The sequence below is a fragment of the Sphingobacterium litopenaei genome (assembly GCF_014692495.1).
In the GTDB taxonomy this organism is placed as follows: domain Bacteria; phylum Bacteroidota; class Bacteroidia; order Sphingobacteriales; family Sphingobacteriaceae; genus Sphingobacterium; species Sphingobacterium litopenaei.
Genome location: NZ_JACOIJ010000014.1, coordinates 67,606 through 83,867, shown reverse-complemented (window position 1 = coordinate 83,867; position 16,262 = coordinate 67,606). Strand labels below are relative to the sequence as shown.

At 36.3% G+C, this 16,262-nt stretch carries 17 protein-coding genes; 6 read left to right on the top strand and 11 right to left on the bottom strand.

Annotation, left to right across the window (positions count from 1 at the left end):
- Nucleotides 1-202: 202 nt before the first annotated feature.
- Nucleotides 203-1,075, top strand: a complete 873-nt coding sequence (locus H8B04_RS09115; RefSeq protein ID WP_190302143.1) for an energy transducer TonB — start codon at nucleotides 203-205, stop codon at nucleotides 1,073-1,075.
- A 27-nt stretch (nucleotides 1,076-1,102) separates the two neighbouring features.
- Here the strand turns inward: H8B04_RS09115 and H8B04_RS09110 are convergent, their stop codons facing one another.
- Complete coding sequence (locus H8B04_RS09110) at nucleotides 1,103-2,299, bottom strand: hypothetical protein (RefSeq protein WP_165292237.1); 1,197 nt, start codon at nucleotides 2,297-2,299, stop codon at nucleotides 1,103-1,105.
- A complete protein-coding gene (locus tag H8B04_RS09105; RefSeq protein ID WP_317170651.1) occupies nucleotides 2,286-2,858 on the bottom strand; it encodes an RNA polymerase sigma factor in 573 nt (190 codons plus the stop codon). Before H8B04_RS09105 ends, H8B04_RS09110 begins: the two co-directional genes overlap by 14 nt.
- Nucleotides 2,859-2,944: 86 nt before the next feature.
- On the opposite strand from H8B04_RS09105, the gene H8B04_RS09100 reads away from it, so the two are divergent.
- Nucleotides 2,945-4,834: a vWA domain-containing protein gene (locus tag H8B04_RS09100; protein ID WP_190302142.1), complete on the top strand. Its 1,890-nt coding sequence runs from the start codon at nucleotides 2,945-2,947 to the stop codon at nucleotides 4,832-4,834.
- A 48-nt stretch (nucleotides 4,835-4,882) separates the two neighbouring features.
- On the opposite strand, the gene H8B04_RS09095 is transcribed toward H8B04_RS09100, so the two are convergent.
- Nucleotides 4,883-5,782 (bottom strand): EamA family transporter, encoded by a 900-nt coding sequence (locus H8B04_RS09095; RefSeq protein WP_165292240.1) that lies wholly within the window; start codon nucleotides 5,780-5,782, stop codon nucleotides 4,883-4,885.
- An 85-nt stretch (nucleotides 5,783-5,867) separates the two neighbouring features.
- Here H8B04_RS09095 and H8B04_RS09090 point away from each other — a divergent pair, with 85 nt between their 5' ends.
- Both H8B04_RS09090 and H8B04_RS09085 read left to right on the top strand, forming a co-directional pair.
- Nucleotides 5,868-6,419: a C40 family peptidase gene (locus H8B04_RS09090; RefSeq protein WP_165292241.1), complete on the top strand. Its 552-nt coding sequence runs from the start codon at nucleotides 5,868-5,870 to the stop codon at nucleotides 6,417-6,419.
- 187 nt (nucleotides 6,420-6,606) lie between these two features.
- The gene (locus H8B04_RS09085; RefSeq protein WP_165292242.1) at nucleotides 6,607-7,023 is read left to right on the top strand and encodes a hypothetical protein; all 417 of its coding nucleotides are present in this window, start codon (nucleotides 6,607-6,609) and stop codon (nucleotides 7,021-7,023) included.
- Between the two features lie 118 nt (nucleotides 7,024-7,141).
- Here the strand turns inward: H8B04_RS09085 and H8B04_RS09080 are convergent, their stop codons facing one another.
- The 4 genes from H8B04_RS09080 to H8B04_RS09065 form a co-directional block, all read right to left on the bottom strand.
- Entirely contained in the window at nucleotides 7,142-8,518 is a 1,377-nt protein-coding gene (locus H8B04_RS09080) for a nucleoside permease (protein WP_165292243.1), read from the bottom strand.
- Between the two features lie 9 nt (nucleotides 8,519-8,527).
- Nucleotides 8,528-9,154, bottom strand: coding sequence for a bifunctional nuclease family protein (locus H8B04_RS09075; protein WP_165292244.1), 627 nt, complete (start codon nucleotides 9,152-9,154; stop codon nucleotides 8,528-8,530).
- 102 nt (nucleotides 9,155-9,256) lie between these two features.
- Nucleotides 9,257-10,231: an electron transfer flavoprotein subunit alpha/FixB family protein gene (locus tag H8B04_RS09070; RefSeq protein ID WP_165292245.1), complete on the bottom strand. Its 975-nt coding sequence runs from the start codon at nucleotides 10,229-10,231 to the stop codon at nucleotides 9,257-9,259.
- Between the two features lie 18 nt (nucleotides 10,232-10,249).
- The gene (locus H8B04_RS09065) at nucleotides 10,250-10,990 is read right to left on the bottom strand and encodes an electron transfer flavoprotein subunit beta/FixA family protein (RefSeq protein WP_190302141.1); all 741 of its coding nucleotides are present in this window, start codon (nucleotides 10,988-10,990) and stop codon (nucleotides 10,250-10,252) included.
- Nucleotides 10,991-11,131: 141 nt separating this feature from the next.
- Between H8B04_RS09065 and H8B04_RS09060 the strand changes: the two genes are divergently transcribed.
- Nucleotides 11,132-11,464 carry a tetratricopeptide repeat protein gene (locus H8B04_RS09060; protein ID WP_165292247.1) on the top strand — a complete coding sequence of 111 codons (333 nt, stop codon included), beginning with the start codon at nucleotides 11,132-11,134 and terminating at the stop codon, nucleotides 11,462-11,464.
- A 60-nt stretch (nucleotides 11,465-11,524) separates the two neighbouring features.
- On the top strand, nucleotides 11,525-11,941 hold the full coding sequence (locus H8B04_RS09055) for a copper resistance protein NlpE (RefSeq protein WP_165292248.1): 417 nt from the start codon (nucleotides 11,525-11,527) through the stop codon (nucleotides 11,939-11,941).
- Between the two features lie 55 nt (nucleotides 11,942-11,996).
- Here the strand turns inward: H8B04_RS09055 and H8B04_RS09050 are convergent, their stop codons facing one another.
- Genes H8B04_RS09050 through rsmI form a run of 4 tightly spaced genes read right to left on the bottom strand, consistent with a single transcriptional unit; the run spans nucleotide 11,997 to nucleotide 16,228 of the window.
- On the bottom strand, nucleotides 11,997-13,130 hold the full coding sequence (locus H8B04_RS09050; RefSeq protein ID WP_190302140.1) for a cysteine desulfurase family protein: 1,134 nt from the start codon (nucleotides 13,128-13,130) through the stop codon (nucleotides 11,997-11,999).
- 35 nt (nucleotides 13,131-13,165) lie between these two features.
- Nucleotides 13,166-14,776: an apolipoprotein N-acyltransferase gene (gene lnt, locus H8B04_RS09045; RefSeq protein WP_165292250.1), complete on the bottom strand. Its 1,611-nt coding sequence runs from the start codon at nucleotides 14,774-14,776 to the stop codon at nucleotides 13,166-13,168.
- 6 nt (nucleotides 14,777-14,782) lie between these two features.
- Nucleotides 14,783-15,532, bottom strand: a complete 750-nt coding sequence (locus H8B04_RS09040) for a PH domain-containing protein (protein WP_165292251.1) — start codon at nucleotides 15,530-15,532, stop codon at nucleotides 14,783-14,785.
- 30 nt (nucleotides 15,533-15,562) lie between these two features.
- Nucleotides 15,563-16,228, bottom strand: coding sequence for a 16S rRNA (cytidine(1402)-2'-O)-methyltransferase (gene rsmI, locus H8B04_RS09035; protein ID WP_165292252.1), 666 nt, complete (start codon nucleotides 16,226-16,228; stop codon nucleotides 15,563-15,565).
- Nucleotides 16,229-16,262 lie beyond the last annotated feature (34 nt).

The following is a 16,262-nucleotide window of genomic DNA, read 5'->3' as shown; positions in this document are numbered from 1 at the left end:
AAAAGACCGCTTTTTGATATTTTGAACTAAATATTGAAATATTATGAACTCTTTGCTCACAAGGTAGTCAAACCATGACGGATTCATTTAAAACTAAAAAAGCCGCCTCAATTATTTTGAGACGGCCTCTTTTTTATGGAAATCAATCGCGATAAACATCATATTGATAAATAACAAATATAAACTATTAAATCGCTCTATTATGATGTTTTTTAAATCATTGATTTTCTCAAAAGATTGGACAGATATAGTATTTGCCAATCGCAATAAAGAATACGGTGCTTATCAACTTCGACAAATGTCAGGAAAAGCTACAAATATGGCTTTATTGATTGTTGCAGCGACAGTAGGTGGCTTGTGCGGAATATCATTCGTCAGCAAATCAGATGGAAATGATTTAATGATTGTAAAAGAAGAATTTAGTCCAGCTTTTGAAGTAGCTCCCGAGCTAGAATTGCCAGAAGAAATTATTACTCCGGAACCGAAGGAAGAAAAAGCACAGCAAGTAGCAAAAGATGTTTCAGCTAGAGATTTGGTGAAATACACTGAAATAAATCCAACTGATAAGACAAAGACCTCGGAAGAAATCGCTACAGAGACGGAAGTTTTAGATAAGAATAAATTGTTAGCTTCTTTCAATGCGAAAGGACAGAAGGGAGGAGAGTTGATTACTCGAGGAACTTTTGGCACTAAAAAACAAGATGGAGGAACTCTGGGAAAATCGACAGGAGATGTAGATGGCACTAATGCCTATGGTAATGAACCTTTCACCAGTGTAGAGATTATGCCTGAACCGATTGGTGGAATGAAGGAATTTATAAATTGGATTTCTAAAAACTATACCTTCACTCAGTCTGCTCTTGATAATGAAGTCAAAGGACTGATACAAGTGAAATTTGTAGTCGAAAAAGATGGAAGCTTAAGTTCTTTTGAAGTGGAACGAGATATGGGCTACGGGACAGGAAATGAAGCTATCAAATTGCTGAAAACAGCGAAAAAATGGAATCCTGGTATCCAAAATGGTCAAAGGGTACGGGTGGCATTTTCGTTACCTATTCGGTTGGCAACTCAATAATAGATAAATTTTCGGAAGGAGCAATTATTATTTTTTTGCTTCTTCCGAACTTATTCGGATAAAAATAGGATGGTTAGGATCTTTATTCTCCCAAGTAGGTCCATTTTTCAGCAATTCAATAAGAATAGCATTCATCTTTGGATTAGAAGATGTTTTTACTTCAATATTCGTAGGTCGCATCAACAAATCTAAATCAAAGGATATATTTGCATTATAAGTTTTAAAACCTTTTTTTCTAAGCTGTTCTTTTATATAAGAATTAAATGATGTCCATCCGTTCGAAGGATTCCCATTCTGAATAGTTTTTGTAGCGAGGGCCTCAATAGCATCAGAGGATGATATGATTCTAGAATCTCCAAAGTTTTTGTTTGCTAAGGCGTTACCATTTATTAACACCTCACTTATGGAGTTTTCAGTCTGTTTTTCTTTTATATCCATTCTATTCTCTTGCGCTTGACGGGCTAATACTGCGGATAGATTGGCTTTTGTTTGAGGATCTAAATCTAATCTTTGTAGATCGGCTTGTGTCTTTGCTAATGATGAAGAAGTAGCTTGTTCAGTAGAAATAGAACCAACCTTTGAAGATAGTATTTCAGTTTGCGTTGGTTTGACTTCACCTCGATATGTCGTAATAATCTCAACATCATTGGTATTTCTATTGACATATTTTGGACCTTCTATGACGACCTGCATCTTAGGTTTAGCCGAATAAACCATTATTTTCTTGGGATCAAGAGTTTGTTGTTTATTGGTATTTTTCTCTCTTTTGATACTATTTTGACTTTCTGCCACCTCTTCATTTGCTTCTTCCTGTTTGTAAGCTATTAAGGAAGAATCAGGGACAATACGGGTTACTTCCGTATTTTCCTCAATCTGTGTATTCTCAAAAGATGTATTTACTATAACATCATTTTTTGGGGTCGTATTTAGAAAATATATAACCCCAAATGAAAGAACTGCAATAATTGAAGCTGCTGCAAATAGTTTCTTCAATGTAAATATCTTGACAGATTTTTTTGTGGTAGTTCGGGATTTAATCTTAGCCTGCAAATCTGCTGTAGGAATAGAGCTTTTTAAAAATTTTTCAGTTTCCAAACCTTCGATGATATCCATGAGCATTTCGTCCTCATGCATAGCACGCTCGATCTCATACATTTCTGTATGAGTGAGTTCGCCATTCACATATTGACGTAAGTAATTTATATCTTTACTATATTTGCTCATCCGATTTCTCCATGCAATTTTTCAAATTCCTTTTCCCATTCTGAATATAGCTCTTCACATCATTCATCGAGAATCCTGTTATTTCTACCACTTCCTTGTAGCACTTTTGATTGATGAAAAATAAATCAATACTAATGCGCTGTTTTTCGGGAAGTTTCTGTATACACTTTTCTAGCTGCGATAATCGTTCCTCTTTTTCTGCATAGTCTTCTTGTGGATGCAGATTAGTCGGAAATTCCACAAATTCGTCTGTAGAAATTTCAATCTTCTTTGAAGACCGCAATTCCATCAAACAAAAATTCTTGGCTACGACATATAACCATTTCGGAAAATCTTGAATGGTCTGCTTTTTTATTTTGACTATAAGTTGTTCAAAAAGTTGCATTACGGCGTCTTTGCTTTTCTCTTCATCCTTAAAATAACGAAGACAAACGTAATACACCATCTCGCTATGTCGCGTATATAGCTCACCCAAAACATTTAAATCTTCGCTGGAAGTATATTTTTCCAACAAGGATTCATCAGATTCTTTGGAAAGGGATGAGCCATTTAGTTTCATAATCGGCATGAAAATAATTTTTTTTTCTTGATTATGGAAATTTCATTTTTTCTGCATCCGTTAGGAAAATTAAATAATGATTCAATATGAAAAGGCTACTAATAATATGTATGGTTCTATTTGCTATAGTAGCAAATGGCCAAAGTTTGATCGAAATTAAAGGCACTATAACGGATAAATATTCAAAAGATCCTCTTGCAGGTGTATTTGTGCAATCAACAAAACAAAAACATGTATTGAGCAATGAAAAGGGAGAGTTTTCCATTTCGTCTTTCAAAGGAGATACCTTACGTTTTGAGTTTTTAGGTTATAAAACATTGGAATATGTTGTCAAAAATGGAGAAAGCCTCCAAATATCATTAGAACAATTGCATACGGCTATAGATGAAGTGGCAGTAGTAGCATATGCTCCTGTTGCCAAAAAAAATCTTACTAGTAGTGTTTCTGCTTTACAAGGTAGAGTTGCTGGAGTTGTTGGAGCATATAATAGTGTTGGGAATAGTAGCAATTTAATGATTAGAGGAATAGGTAGAGTAGAAAAGAACACAGAATCTTACAAAGGTTTTGATGAAAATAAGTTTATTAGTCCTCTGAAAGAGGCACTTTCCACCTTTGCAGCAGATGTGGACGTTGCTTCTTATAATAACGTAAAGCGTTTTTTGAATCAGGGAACTTTACCTCCTGTGGATGCAGTCCGTGTCGAAGAAATGATCAATTATTTTCAATACGATATGCCTTCGCCAAAAGGGGATAATCCAGTCGCAATTAAAACAGAGTTAGCTACATCACCGTGGAATGCCAAACACCAGCTATTACGCATTTCTTTAAAAGCTAAAGATATTTCAAAAGACAATCTACCAGCATCGAATTTTGTGTTCTTAATTGATGTGTCGGGTTCGATGTACGATGCGAATAAGTTGCCTTTGGTAAAATCTTCTTTAAAACTATTGGTAGATCAGCTTCGTGACACGGATAAAGTGGCTATCGTGACTTATGCTGGCAATGCGCAGGTACGTTTGGAAAGCACTTCAGGAGATCAAAAGATGAAAATTAAAGAAATAATTGATGGATTAGAAGCGGGAGGTTCGACTGCAGGAGGGGATGGATTGAAAATGGCTTACAAGATTGCCCGTCAAAATTTCTTAAAAGATGGAAACAACAGAATTGTAATGGCTACAGATGGGGATTTCAACGTGGGAGCATCCAGTGATTCGGATATGGAAAAATTAATTGAAAGAGAACGGGAGTCAGGCGTGAATATTTCGATTCTAGGGTATGGAATGGGAAATTATAAAGACAGTAAATTGGAATTATTGGCCAATAAAGGGCGTGGTAATTATGCATATATCAATGATATTTCAGAAGCGCGCAAGGCAATGATTTCTGAGTTTGGTGGAACAATGTTTACGGTGGCTAAGGATGTGAAAATTCAGGTGGAATTCAATCCTAAATATGTTCAATATTATAGATTAGTAGGTTATGAAAACAGATTGATGGAAGCCGAAGACTTTAACAATGATAAGAAAGTTGGTGGAGATATGGGCGTCGGTCATGTGGTAACGGCTATCTATGACATTATTCCAGTAGGAGTGAAAAGCGAAGAAGTCGGGAATGTTGATCCGTTGAAATACCAAGAGAATAAGACAAAGACTGTTTCCAATTATTCTACAGAATTAGCAACTGTTAAATTCAGATATAAAGATCCTCAAGGTGAAAAATCTAAACTTCAGGAACAAGTAGTTTTGTATAATGAGTTGAAGCCGATGAGTGAGGATTTTAATTTTGCGACAGCAGTAGCTGAATTGGGGATGTTGTTGCGCAATTCTTCGCACAAGCAGCAAGCAAATTTTGATTCCTTAATCCAGCGTGCGAAAAAAAGTAAAGGTAAAGACGATGAAGGTTACCGGGCTGAATTTATCAAAATAGCTGAAAATGCTAAAGCTTTGATGAAAAGTAATGATTTAGTTAGAAACTAGTTTTTAGTAAAATGTCATGCAGAGTACAGTGAAGCATGACATTTTACTTTATTGTAAAGGCTCTGACTTCTTTCTATAATTTATCCAAACTACGACAGCCAAGATAAATGCAACACCAAACCATTGTATGACGGAAACATTTTCATGTAATACAAAATAAGACATCATTACGGCTACAGGTAATTCCACCGCACTCAAAATACTGCCTAGTGCTAAGTCAATTTTAGGCATCCCGAAAGCGAATAGAAAAGGAGGAAGTACTGTTCCAAATACGGCTAATAATATTCCATATTTGTAAATCTGAAAATCTACAGTAGTTTGTAAAAGTGAGAACGGTTGTAATACGGCAAATATCATTATGCACGCTCCAGTCACCATTAGGGCACTTTTCTGAACAGGGGGATAATCGTTGCCAACTTTTCCATTTACCATGATAAAAATTGAATAGGCTAAAGCAGCAAGTAATCCATACAAAATTCCTAAAGGTGATATATCTTGAATAGAAGATTCTAATGCACCTGTTGCAAATAAAGTGGCTATGAGGATTAAAACTATGCCTATTGTCTGTTTCTTATTTGGCTTTTGCTTAAAAACAAGAAAGTTTATTAATGCTCCAATCCAAATAAATTGCATCAACAATACAATAGCAATGGAAGCAGGAACTAATTGTACACATTTGTAATAGATCACACTTACTACTCCAGTAGATACACCTGCTAACATGATCTTCCATGCTGCTGTATGTCGTGGATATTTTGAAAAGTCAGCTTTTCCGCCCTTCATCAACCCGAACAATATCCACAATATTAACATACCTAATAAGGCTTGTACTCCTGTCACTTCGCCTAGAGAGAATCCCGCTGCATACGCTTTCTTCACAAAAGTAGATAGTACACCAAAGCTGGCTGCCCCTACAAATACCGCTATCGCACCTTGTAATCGTTTCATGCCGCAAAAATAGCTAACTAATGTGGATAAAAAGAATTACTTATTTTATATTGGTACTTGTAGATTAGTAATCAAAACAATAATTATGAGAAAATTGCGTATTCTGTTCCTTCCATTTTTTGTATTGCTGATATTCAGTTCCTGTGGAGCGAAAAGAAAATCTACAGTTTCTGGATCAACTAAATCCGCGATAGAAAAACCTTCAGTAGGTAAAAGAGCGAATATCAAGCAATATTATTCGGAATTATTGAATACGAATCCGAAAGAGCTGAATGAAAATCTTTATGAATTTATTGACGAATGGATTGGCAGTCCTCATCGTTTAGGGGGACAAAATAAAGATGGTATAGATTGTTCGGGATTTGTAGGTATTATTTATCAACAGGTTTATCACAAAACTTTGCCTCGCTCTTCACGTGATATGGCAGAAGTTGTCAAGCGCAAATACGACGACCAATTAAAAGAGGGAGATTTAGTCTTCTTTTCTTTTGGAGGAAAAACAATAGATCATGTAGGCATCTATTTGCATAATGACAAATTTGTGCATGTATCGACGAAGCAAGGCGTGGTAATTTCCAATTTAAAAGATACTTGGTACTACAAATATTTTACGCGCTGCGGTACACCTCAAGTATAAGGTTCTCGAAGTAATACGAATGTCAATTGTCATCCTTATTTCCCATTCGCACGAATAATGGTGACAATTTGTGTATTTTTGTCACCATATTTTATTTAATATCATGACTAGTAAATCAAAAAGAATCTTTTTAGCTATTTGTATTATAGTGCCATTTATCGTGTACTGTTGGATATATTATTCTTCGATGGTAAAAAATGCACCTTACCGTTTTGCGGATTTTGAATCTCTTGAACTGACTTACGGTACGCCAGATTCAATGTTCAACAAATACGATTCTAAAACTGCATTATATCAATATGTGACGACAGATAACCGTGTGCTTACAGATACTGTTCGTATGCGCAAAGATGATTTGTTGTATTTACATCGTAAAGCCATGGAATTAGGCTTTTGGAATGTTGACGATGATATGACTACCAAACGTGAGAATCCGAATGAAGGAAAAAATATTCCACGCTATATTTTAAAATATACTTATAAAGAGAAAACAAAAGAAGTGACTTTAGATGCGGATTATCCAGGTACGGAGAAAATGAAAAATGCAGCTAAATCTACTATAGATGCAGTTATAACAATGATAGCTGAAGCAAAGGCAAGATAATTTCCGCGTCATTTGAAAAGGAAATAAATCATTACAAATATGAATAGATCTTTCAGCAAACTTCAGAAAGACAAAAGCATAAAAAAGGGAAATCAATTTGATTTCCCTTCGCTATATCTTAATGATTTACGTTTTCTAAAGCTTTTGGATCGTGTTTGTGTTTGAATAGTATTGCAAATGCAATCACAATAACCAAAGTATATCCTGCAAAAGTTAGCCAGATGTTATGCCAATCTTTTAGATAGATAACTTCACTAAATACTCCATTTTCGATAGAAACACCCTTGCTGCTGATAAATTCAAGGAACTTCGAATTGTCCGATGAGGTTTCTAATCTTGCAGCTAAGTCATTCACATTGCTAAATCCATCCGTGAAATATTTATCAATTAACCAGCCTGAAGAAATGGAACCAAAAACTGCCCCAAATCCATTTGTCATCATCATAAATAAACCTTGAGCTGAGGATCTAATTTTAGAGTTAGTAGAACTTTCGACGAAAAGAGAACCCGAAATATTGAAGAAATCAAATGCCAATCCGTAAACAATACAAGAAAGGATAATCATCCACAATCCCCCTGATGGATTTCCAAACGCAAATAATCCAAAGCGTAATACCCATGCTACCATCGCAAACAACATCACATTACGAATACCAAATCTTTTCAAAAAGAAAGGAATAGCAAGGATAAATAAGGTCTCTGAAATTTGAGAAATAGACATGATAATGGTCGATCCTTCAACCACTAGAGAGTTAGCATATTTTGGATAAAAGGCAAATTCACTTAAAAATACATCTCCATACGCATTTGTCAACTGCAATGCCGCGCCCAAAAACATAGAGAAAATAAAGAACAAAGCCATTTTGTAATTGGCAAAAAGTTTGAAAGCTTCTAAACCCAACAGTTCTGTCCATTTTGAATTTTCACGAATTAAACGTTGCGGTGGACATTTTGGAATCATAAACAGGGAATACAATGCCAGAGTAATCGATCCTGCTGCAGCAATGTAAAACTGTAATTCCGTTGCTTTGTTGCCCGAAAGGTTTGTAATCCACATTGCAGTGATGAATCCTACAGTTCCCCATACACGAATAGGAGGGAAAGCCTTGATCAAATCATATTTTGCCGCAGTCAATGAACTGTATGCTATAGAATTGGATAATGCCAATGTGGGCATATAGCAACACATAGCTGCAAGTATAACGGTGAAGAATGTGTTTGGATTGTCGACTTTGGCAAGGTAGATTAAACAAAGTGCGTAGAGAAAGTGAAGAAGCGAATACAATTTTTCCGCATTGAACCAACGGTCGGCTATAATTCCTATTAAGGTTGGCATAAAGAGTGATGCAATACCCATCGTGGCGAAGATTGCCCCAAACTGTGTACCATCCCAACCCTTAGTTCCGAACCAATAGTTAGCTATTGTAATTAACCATGCTCCCCATACAAAGAACTGTAGGAAGTTCATGATGGTGAGTCTTAATTTGATAGACATAGTATTAATTTATGATTTTCTTTTTTCTATTTCGTCACGAATTTTAGCTGCGACTTCGTATTGCTCGTTAGCAATAGCTTTTTCTAGTGTGCTTTCCAATTGTTCCATCGTCAGGGAGGCATATGGAGAAACCTCTTTAGGCTTTTGGAATTCTTGTTTTGGTTTGGATATTTCGGATTCCGAAGTGCTTGCTGAGCTCATATTTTCTAAGAAAGCGAAATCATTACTTTCAATTACAATACCAGCAGCAGCCATGATGAAATCATACGTGTAGATCGGACATTCAAATCTAACTGCTAAAGCTACGGCATCCGATGTGCGTGCATCAATTTCGTGTGTTTGATTACCTTGACTACAGATTAATTTGGCAAAGAAGATTCCATCGACAAGATTGTATATCAATACTTCATCTACTGAAATATCAAAAGTATCGGCAAATGATTTGAATAGGTCATGCGTAAGCGGACGACTAGGGGTCATCTTTTCGATTTCAACAGCTATAGCTTGTGCTTCAAAACTACCTATGATAATAGGAAGGCGTCTGTTGCCGTTAATTTCGCCCAAGACAAGTGCATATGCTCCTGATTGTGTTTGGCTATATGACAAGCCAACGATATCTAACTTAAGTTTCTTCATCCGAACACCTTCAATGATACAAAGATGTGAATATTAATGCCAAAAAAAAAGTAGCACGTACATTTTTTGTCCGTACTACCTTAATTATAGATATGTTTTTGTTTAGTTACCTTTATATGCTTTTAACGCTTCAATCAATTTTGGAACTATAACGAAAGCATCTCCTACGATGCCATAGTCCGCCACTTTGAAGAATGGAGCTTCTAGATCCTTATTGATTACCACAATGGTTTTAGAAGAACTAACGCCCGCTAAATGCTGAATTGCTCCTGAAATACCAATCGCGATATATAAATTTGGACTTACGACAATACCTGTTTGTCCTACGTGCTCCGAATGAGGACGCCATCCGGCATCCGAAACTGGTTTTGAGCATGCTGTAGCAGCACCTAATACATTCGCTAACTCTTCGACCATGGCCCAGTTTTCGGGACCTTTTAGTCCGCGACCTGCGGAGACAACTATATCAGCTTCTGGCAAGGAAATTTTATCTGTAGCACGTACAATATCTTTGACTATAGTACCAAAGTCCGAAGATTCTACCGGTGCATTGAAGGCTTCTACTTGTGCCGAACCACCTGTTTCCGTGGCAGCATAGCTATTTGGATTAATTGTAATGACTTTTATGGAAGAATCAACTGTTACGGATGCAATGGCCTTATTTGAAAACGCTGTTTTTGTAACTTCAAATGAATCCCCTGAAACGGTTGGTAAACTTGTCGCACCAGCAACTAACCCTGCTTCTAATTTCGTCGCAATACGAGGTGCTAAACCTTTACCGCTGAATGTATTCGAAAGTACGACTATAGATGCGTTATGCTGCTTCGCTGCAGAAGCAATAATCGATGCATAAGCTTGGTTTACAAATGTTTTTAAATCCGCGCTAGAAACATGCAATACTTTAGCAATACCATAATTTCCTAGCTTAGTTAACTCATCAGAAGAAATATCGCCGATAGCTAAAGCAATAGCTTCAGTGCCTAATTGTGTAGCAATATCTTTTCCGTAAGAAGCGACTTCAAAAGCTGACTTCTTTAACTGACCGTCTGTATTTTCTATATATACTAAAACTGACATATTCTTTCTTTTTCTAGGTTAGATAACTTTAGCTTCACTATGTAATAAATTCACCAATTCGTTGATGTTATTTTCATCAATTAATTTCACATTGCCGCGTGCTGGAGGTGTGCTGTATTTATTAAATTTAGTTAATGGTTTCACCTCGATAGGCTCAAGTACTTCCAAAGGTTTTGTTCTAGCTGCCATAATACCGCGCATATTAGGGATTTTTGGTTCAGCTACACCTTCGGCTGTTCCTACGACCAATGGTAAAGATGCTGAAACAACTTCTTTTCCTCCTTCGATTTCACGTTCAATACTAGCTTGTTCAGCTTCCACTGATAAGCCTTTTGCAATGGATACAGAAGGTAAACCCAAAAGTTCGGCGACCATAGCTGCTACTTGAGAACCATTGTAGTCAATGGACTCGCGACCGGTAAGAATTAAATCAAAGCTATTCTTTTTGACATAATCAGCAATTTGGTTGGCCACGTACCATGCATCCGCAGGGTTCGCATTTACACGTACAGCATTATCAGCACCAATAGCTAATGCTTTACGTATGGTCGGCTCTGTAGAGGCTTCGCCTACTGTAATAACAGTTACCGATCCATTAGCCCCCGAATTTGTTAATTCAATGGCTTTAGCCAGAGCAATCTCATCGTATGGATTGATAATATATTGAATTCCCGTTGTGTTGAATTCTGAATCATTATTGGTAAATGTAATCTTAGATGTAGTATCTGGAACATTACTTATACAAACTAATATTTTCATGTTTTTATGGTTTATGATTTAAGCTTATCTATTTAAGTTTACTTATCAAATATAGACAAATAATTTTAATTTCCTATGCTAGCATAATAAATTATTTCTTTTAAACTCTCTTTTTCTGCGTTAATGGTTTACTTTTGTAGTATGAATCGAATTGAACAGTTAGAAGCTTTTTTAGTGGAAAGTCCTCAAGACCCTTTCTTGCATTATGCCTTAACTATGGAATACCTAAAGGGAGATGATAATGAGAAAACGCGTGCAGGCTTTGAAAATTTGTTAGCTAATTTTCCAGATTATGTGGGTAGTTATTATCATTTTGGAAAATTCTTGGAGAAGGTAGGAGAAAAAGAGAAGGCAGAGGAAGTTTACAAGCAAGGTATTCTAGTGGCTACTAAAGTTCGTAATCATCATGCTAAAGGAGAATTAATGGGGGCATTAAATCTACTTTTAGGGATGGATGACGACGATGAATGTTAAATTTTAAGAAAAAAAATTAAATCGCGTGTTTTGGTATTCTTTTTGAATATGACCTAACATATGCGTTGGCTTGTTTACATATCTTCATGGTTCGTTATAGTTGGGATAGCTTTAAGTTGTGTCAACAACCAGAAGTCTGTAGTAGCCAAAGATAAGAATGAAAATATGGAATCTCTTTCAGCGAATTTAGCAGGACTTTATTCTGGAAACTTGCCATGCGTGGACTGTGAATCTATTAGCACTATTCTCGAATTGCATCAAGATAAATCTTACGTATTACGTTATAGTTACGAAGGTAAATCTGAAGATCAATTTATAAAAGAAGGGAAGTGGGATGTGCAGAAAAATACATTGACTTTAGAAGGTTTAGATTATCAATATAAAATTAATCCGGACTATTTGATTCAATTAGATTTAGCCGGAAATGAAATAAAGGGGGACATAGCTGAAAAGTATCAACTATCCCGCGTGAAATAATTTTTAGAAGAAACAAAAATGGCTGATAATTTTATCGGCCATTTCTGTTTTATTTTTATTCGTGATCACAAATTTCTTTAAGTTTTGCGACTACGATATCGATTTCTTCTTTGGTATTGTTTTTACTGAAGGAAAATCGAACTGAAGGCCTTTCTGGATCAGCGTCAATTGCACGCAAAACATGCGAACCAATATCCGAACCTGAACTACAAGCACTACCTCCTGAAGCAGAAATTCCAGCAATATCCAAATTGAACAACAACATATCACTCATGTTGGTACATGGCAATGAAACATTCAATACAGTATACAAAGAGTTTTCAGGATCGATATTTCCGTTGAAGTTAATCGTAGGAATAGCTTTTTGCAATTCTTGAATCATATAGCTTTTCAAGTCTTGGATGTAAGCTTGATGACTTTCCATATCGCGATAAGCTATTTCTAACGCTTTTGCCAAACCTACAATGCCGTATACATTTTCAGTACCACCACGCATATTACGTTCTTGAGCGCCACCAAATATTAAAGGTTTTATTTTATTGCTGGCATTAATGTAAAGAAAACCTACACCTTTAGGTCCGTGGAACTTGTGTCCCGCACAAGTAATAAAATCAATTTTTAATTGTGAAAGATCATGCGGATAGTGTCCCATAGTTTGTACGGTATCCGAATGAAATATCGCTTGGTATTGTTGGCAAATTTCCGAAACGCGTTTGATATCAATAAGATTGCCAATCTCGTTGTTGGCATGCATTAAAGACACCAACGTACGTGGATTTTTTGCTAATAATTCTTCTAAATGAGTTAAATCTATATTTCCTTTTGCATCTAAACGCACGAGATCCAATTGAATCTTCACTGTTTTTGCTAACTCCTCTAATGTATGAAGTACGGCATGGTGCTCGATAGGAGAAGTAATAGCATGTGTAATGCCATAGGCTTCTATCGAACGAACGATAGCCATATTATCCGCTTCTGTTCCACCCGAGGTAAAGAAAATCTCAGCGGGTGAAGCGTGTAATAAATGAGCAATTGTTTTTCTTGCTTTTTCAACTATAGTTTTCGCTTGACGACCATGAGCATGAATAGAAGAAGGGTTCCCAAATTCTGTTTTCATGGTTTCTACCATCACATCGATTACTTCTGGATCCAAGGCTGTGGTAGCTGCGTTATCTAGATATATATGCATTTGGCAAAATTAGGTATTTGCGAAAATTTTTTGAATTATTTTTTGTATTTCGAAATAATTAACAGAAGAAATGACAATAAACTGCCAAATAACCCAAAATATACAATAATATCTCCATTTTTAGTGTAAAATGTGGTTTCGTCATTAAGATTGATTTCTTGCGTCAATGCAGCTGGAACCCACCAATCTGTATGCTGTACGATATCACCTTTTTGATTGATAAATCCCGAAATACCTGTATTAGCCGAGCGCGCTACCCAACGTCTGTTTTCAATGGCACGAATTTTAGCGTAAGCCATGTGTTGGTCCTTCCCAGAAGTATTTTTCCACCAGCCATCATTAGTCATAACGGCAATGAATTGTGCGCCTTTTTGGACGTATTCAGCAACATAATCTCCCCAAATGGATTCATAACAAATAGTAGGAGCAGCACCAATTCCACTTTGTGCATACAGTACTTTCGGCTCAGTATCTTTGCCATAACCACCTGTAGTACCTCCGAAATGTTCGAAAAGTGGTGTCATAAAAGCTAAGAAATTTCCAAATGGTAATTGTTCCACGCCTGGTACCAACTTGGATTTATGGTAATACTGTAAAATACTGGATCCGTCAATTAAGGTAGACCCATTGAAGCTATCTACATAGCCAGCGCCAAAAGGTCTAGCTGTAAGTGTACGTTTATCTTGATAGATGGCGTAGCTTTCAATTCCTGATAAAACATTTCCATTTCGGAAATCGCCTAAGAAATTTACAATTCGTTCGTAGGAAGGATATTGTCTAAAATCTTCTTCGTTGATTCCTCCGCGTTCTGAAATCGCTGTTTCTGGCCAAACGAAAAATTCTGTATTTGGCTTTGCCACACTTTTAGAAAGGCTTATTAAGTTTTCCAATTGCTCCGAAGGAGAAATGGATCCGAATTTTTGATAAGGGTCAATATTGGGTTGTACAACCACGACCTCAGAAGGATTAATAGGTTCTTCGTAAGTTGTATATTGAACAACTGAGATTAGTATAGGAAATACGATTAGCCCTATTCCCAAGGAAAGAATCAGTTTTTGCGAATAAGCTTGAACCTTTTGCTTGTACTGCCAATAGAATAAGAAAGCTAAAATATTAACTACCCATATCCATAGTGTGCCGCCATAAACTCCTGTAAAACTATACCACTGAATAATCTGATGGAAATTTGCAAATCCATTTCCCAAAGTCATCCATGGGAATGCTAAATCCCAAGTTTGATGCAAATATTCGTAGCCAATCCAAAGAGAAATCAAGCCTAAAAACGAAATTATTATAGTTTGTTTTTTGCGTAATTCATAATACAATCTAAAAACAGTTGCCATAAGTAGGGGCGCAAGACCGAACGGTATAAGGGATATCAATAACGACACCCAGCTTGGCAATACGGCATTTAAAGAATTGAATACCCAATAAATTGAAGCTGTATTCCAAACAAACCCTGTTAGAAAGGAGGTCCAAAATATTTTAGTTCCCTTTTTGCTATAATCACCACGAATAATATTTTCGACAGCGACTAACAAAGGAACGAACCCTACTAAAAGAAGTAAGCTGCTATAGGGGATAGGGGGCCATCCTAGCCAAAGAATAAAGGCACTTAATAGTGCCAGTAAATAATTTTGTTTCACGTGATATTATAGTTGTGATAAGATTTCTGCTTTTTTGTTTTCGTACTCCGATTGTGAGATCAATTGTTTGTCGTAAAGATTTTTTAACTTTTTCAACTTCAAGGTGATTTCGTCATCCTCATCTTCAACAGGTGCGGGAGGTGGTGTTGAAATCGGAGATTGATACGTTTGATTCACAGGAGGCGCAAAAGTATGATCTTGTTTTGCAACATGAGGTTCAAATTTTGGAGTCTCTACCACCTTAGGTGGAATAAATTCTTTTACAGGCTCTCCATAAAGATCACGAACTGGCTCCGCTGGTTTTGTGACAATGGTTTTGGGTTCCTCAACAGATTTAGTTTGGGTTTGAGGCTCACTAGAAGAATTAGACTTAATGTCTTCCAAAACTTCTTTAATCAATTGATACAATCGACGAGCTTGTGTTTTTGGTACATAATCGATACTCAAATTCTCTCCTGTAAAAGGAATCACTGTCACTTTAGAACCAAAAATCTCTTCTTTGAAAGCAATATCTTTAATGTCTTTCCAATCAAATATTTCAAAATTCGTGGCTAACCCTAATTTGGTGAATTCACACAAAAAAATACGTTTATTGCTAATCGCGATGCTATCAGGTAAAAGCGTAACTGCAGGTTTTTTCTGCAAAGCAATATAACTCACAACTTCGTCGTGATTCAACATCGTTGAAATCTTGTTGTATATTTTTTCAATTACTTTCGGATCTTGACCGTCTTGTACAAATTTATCTATACTCATATGTGGAAATGATAAATTAATTTCTTTCTATTATTCTGCACCTGCTACACAAAATACGAATTCTCCCTTAATGGGATTGTTTTCAAAATGTAATTTTAGCTCCGATAAAGTGCCGCGTACATTTTCTTCGTACAATTTACTCAATTCTCTGGAAATAGAAGCTTGTCTTTCTTCCCCAAAATATTGGATAAATTCTTCGATAGTTTTCAACAATCTATGTGGAGATTCGTAGAATATCATCGTTCTTTTTTCCTCCACCAATTGCTTCATACGTGTTTGACGTCCTTTTTTTACGGGTAAAAAACCCTCAAAACAAAAACGATCGTTTGGAAGACCAGAATTGACCAACGCAGGAACAAAAGCCGTTGCGCCCGGCAAACATTGTACTTCTAGTCCTTCTTTAATGGCTTCACGCACAAGTAAAAATCCAGGATCTGAAATGGCAGGTGTTCCTGCATCCGAAATCAAAGAAATGGTTTGTCCTTCTTTCAAGAATTTGATGATTTCAGAAACGGCTTTATGCTCATTATGTTGATGGTGGGCAAAGACTTTTTTCTCAATACCAAAATGCTTTAACAGAGGAGCACTGGTGCGTGTGTCCTCTGCCAAGATCAAATCCGATTCTTTCAAAATGCGAATCGCACGGAAAGTCATATCTTCCAAATTGCCAATAGGCGTAGGTACTAAATATAGCATAGTTCAAAGGTACGCAATATAAGATAGTTGCGAA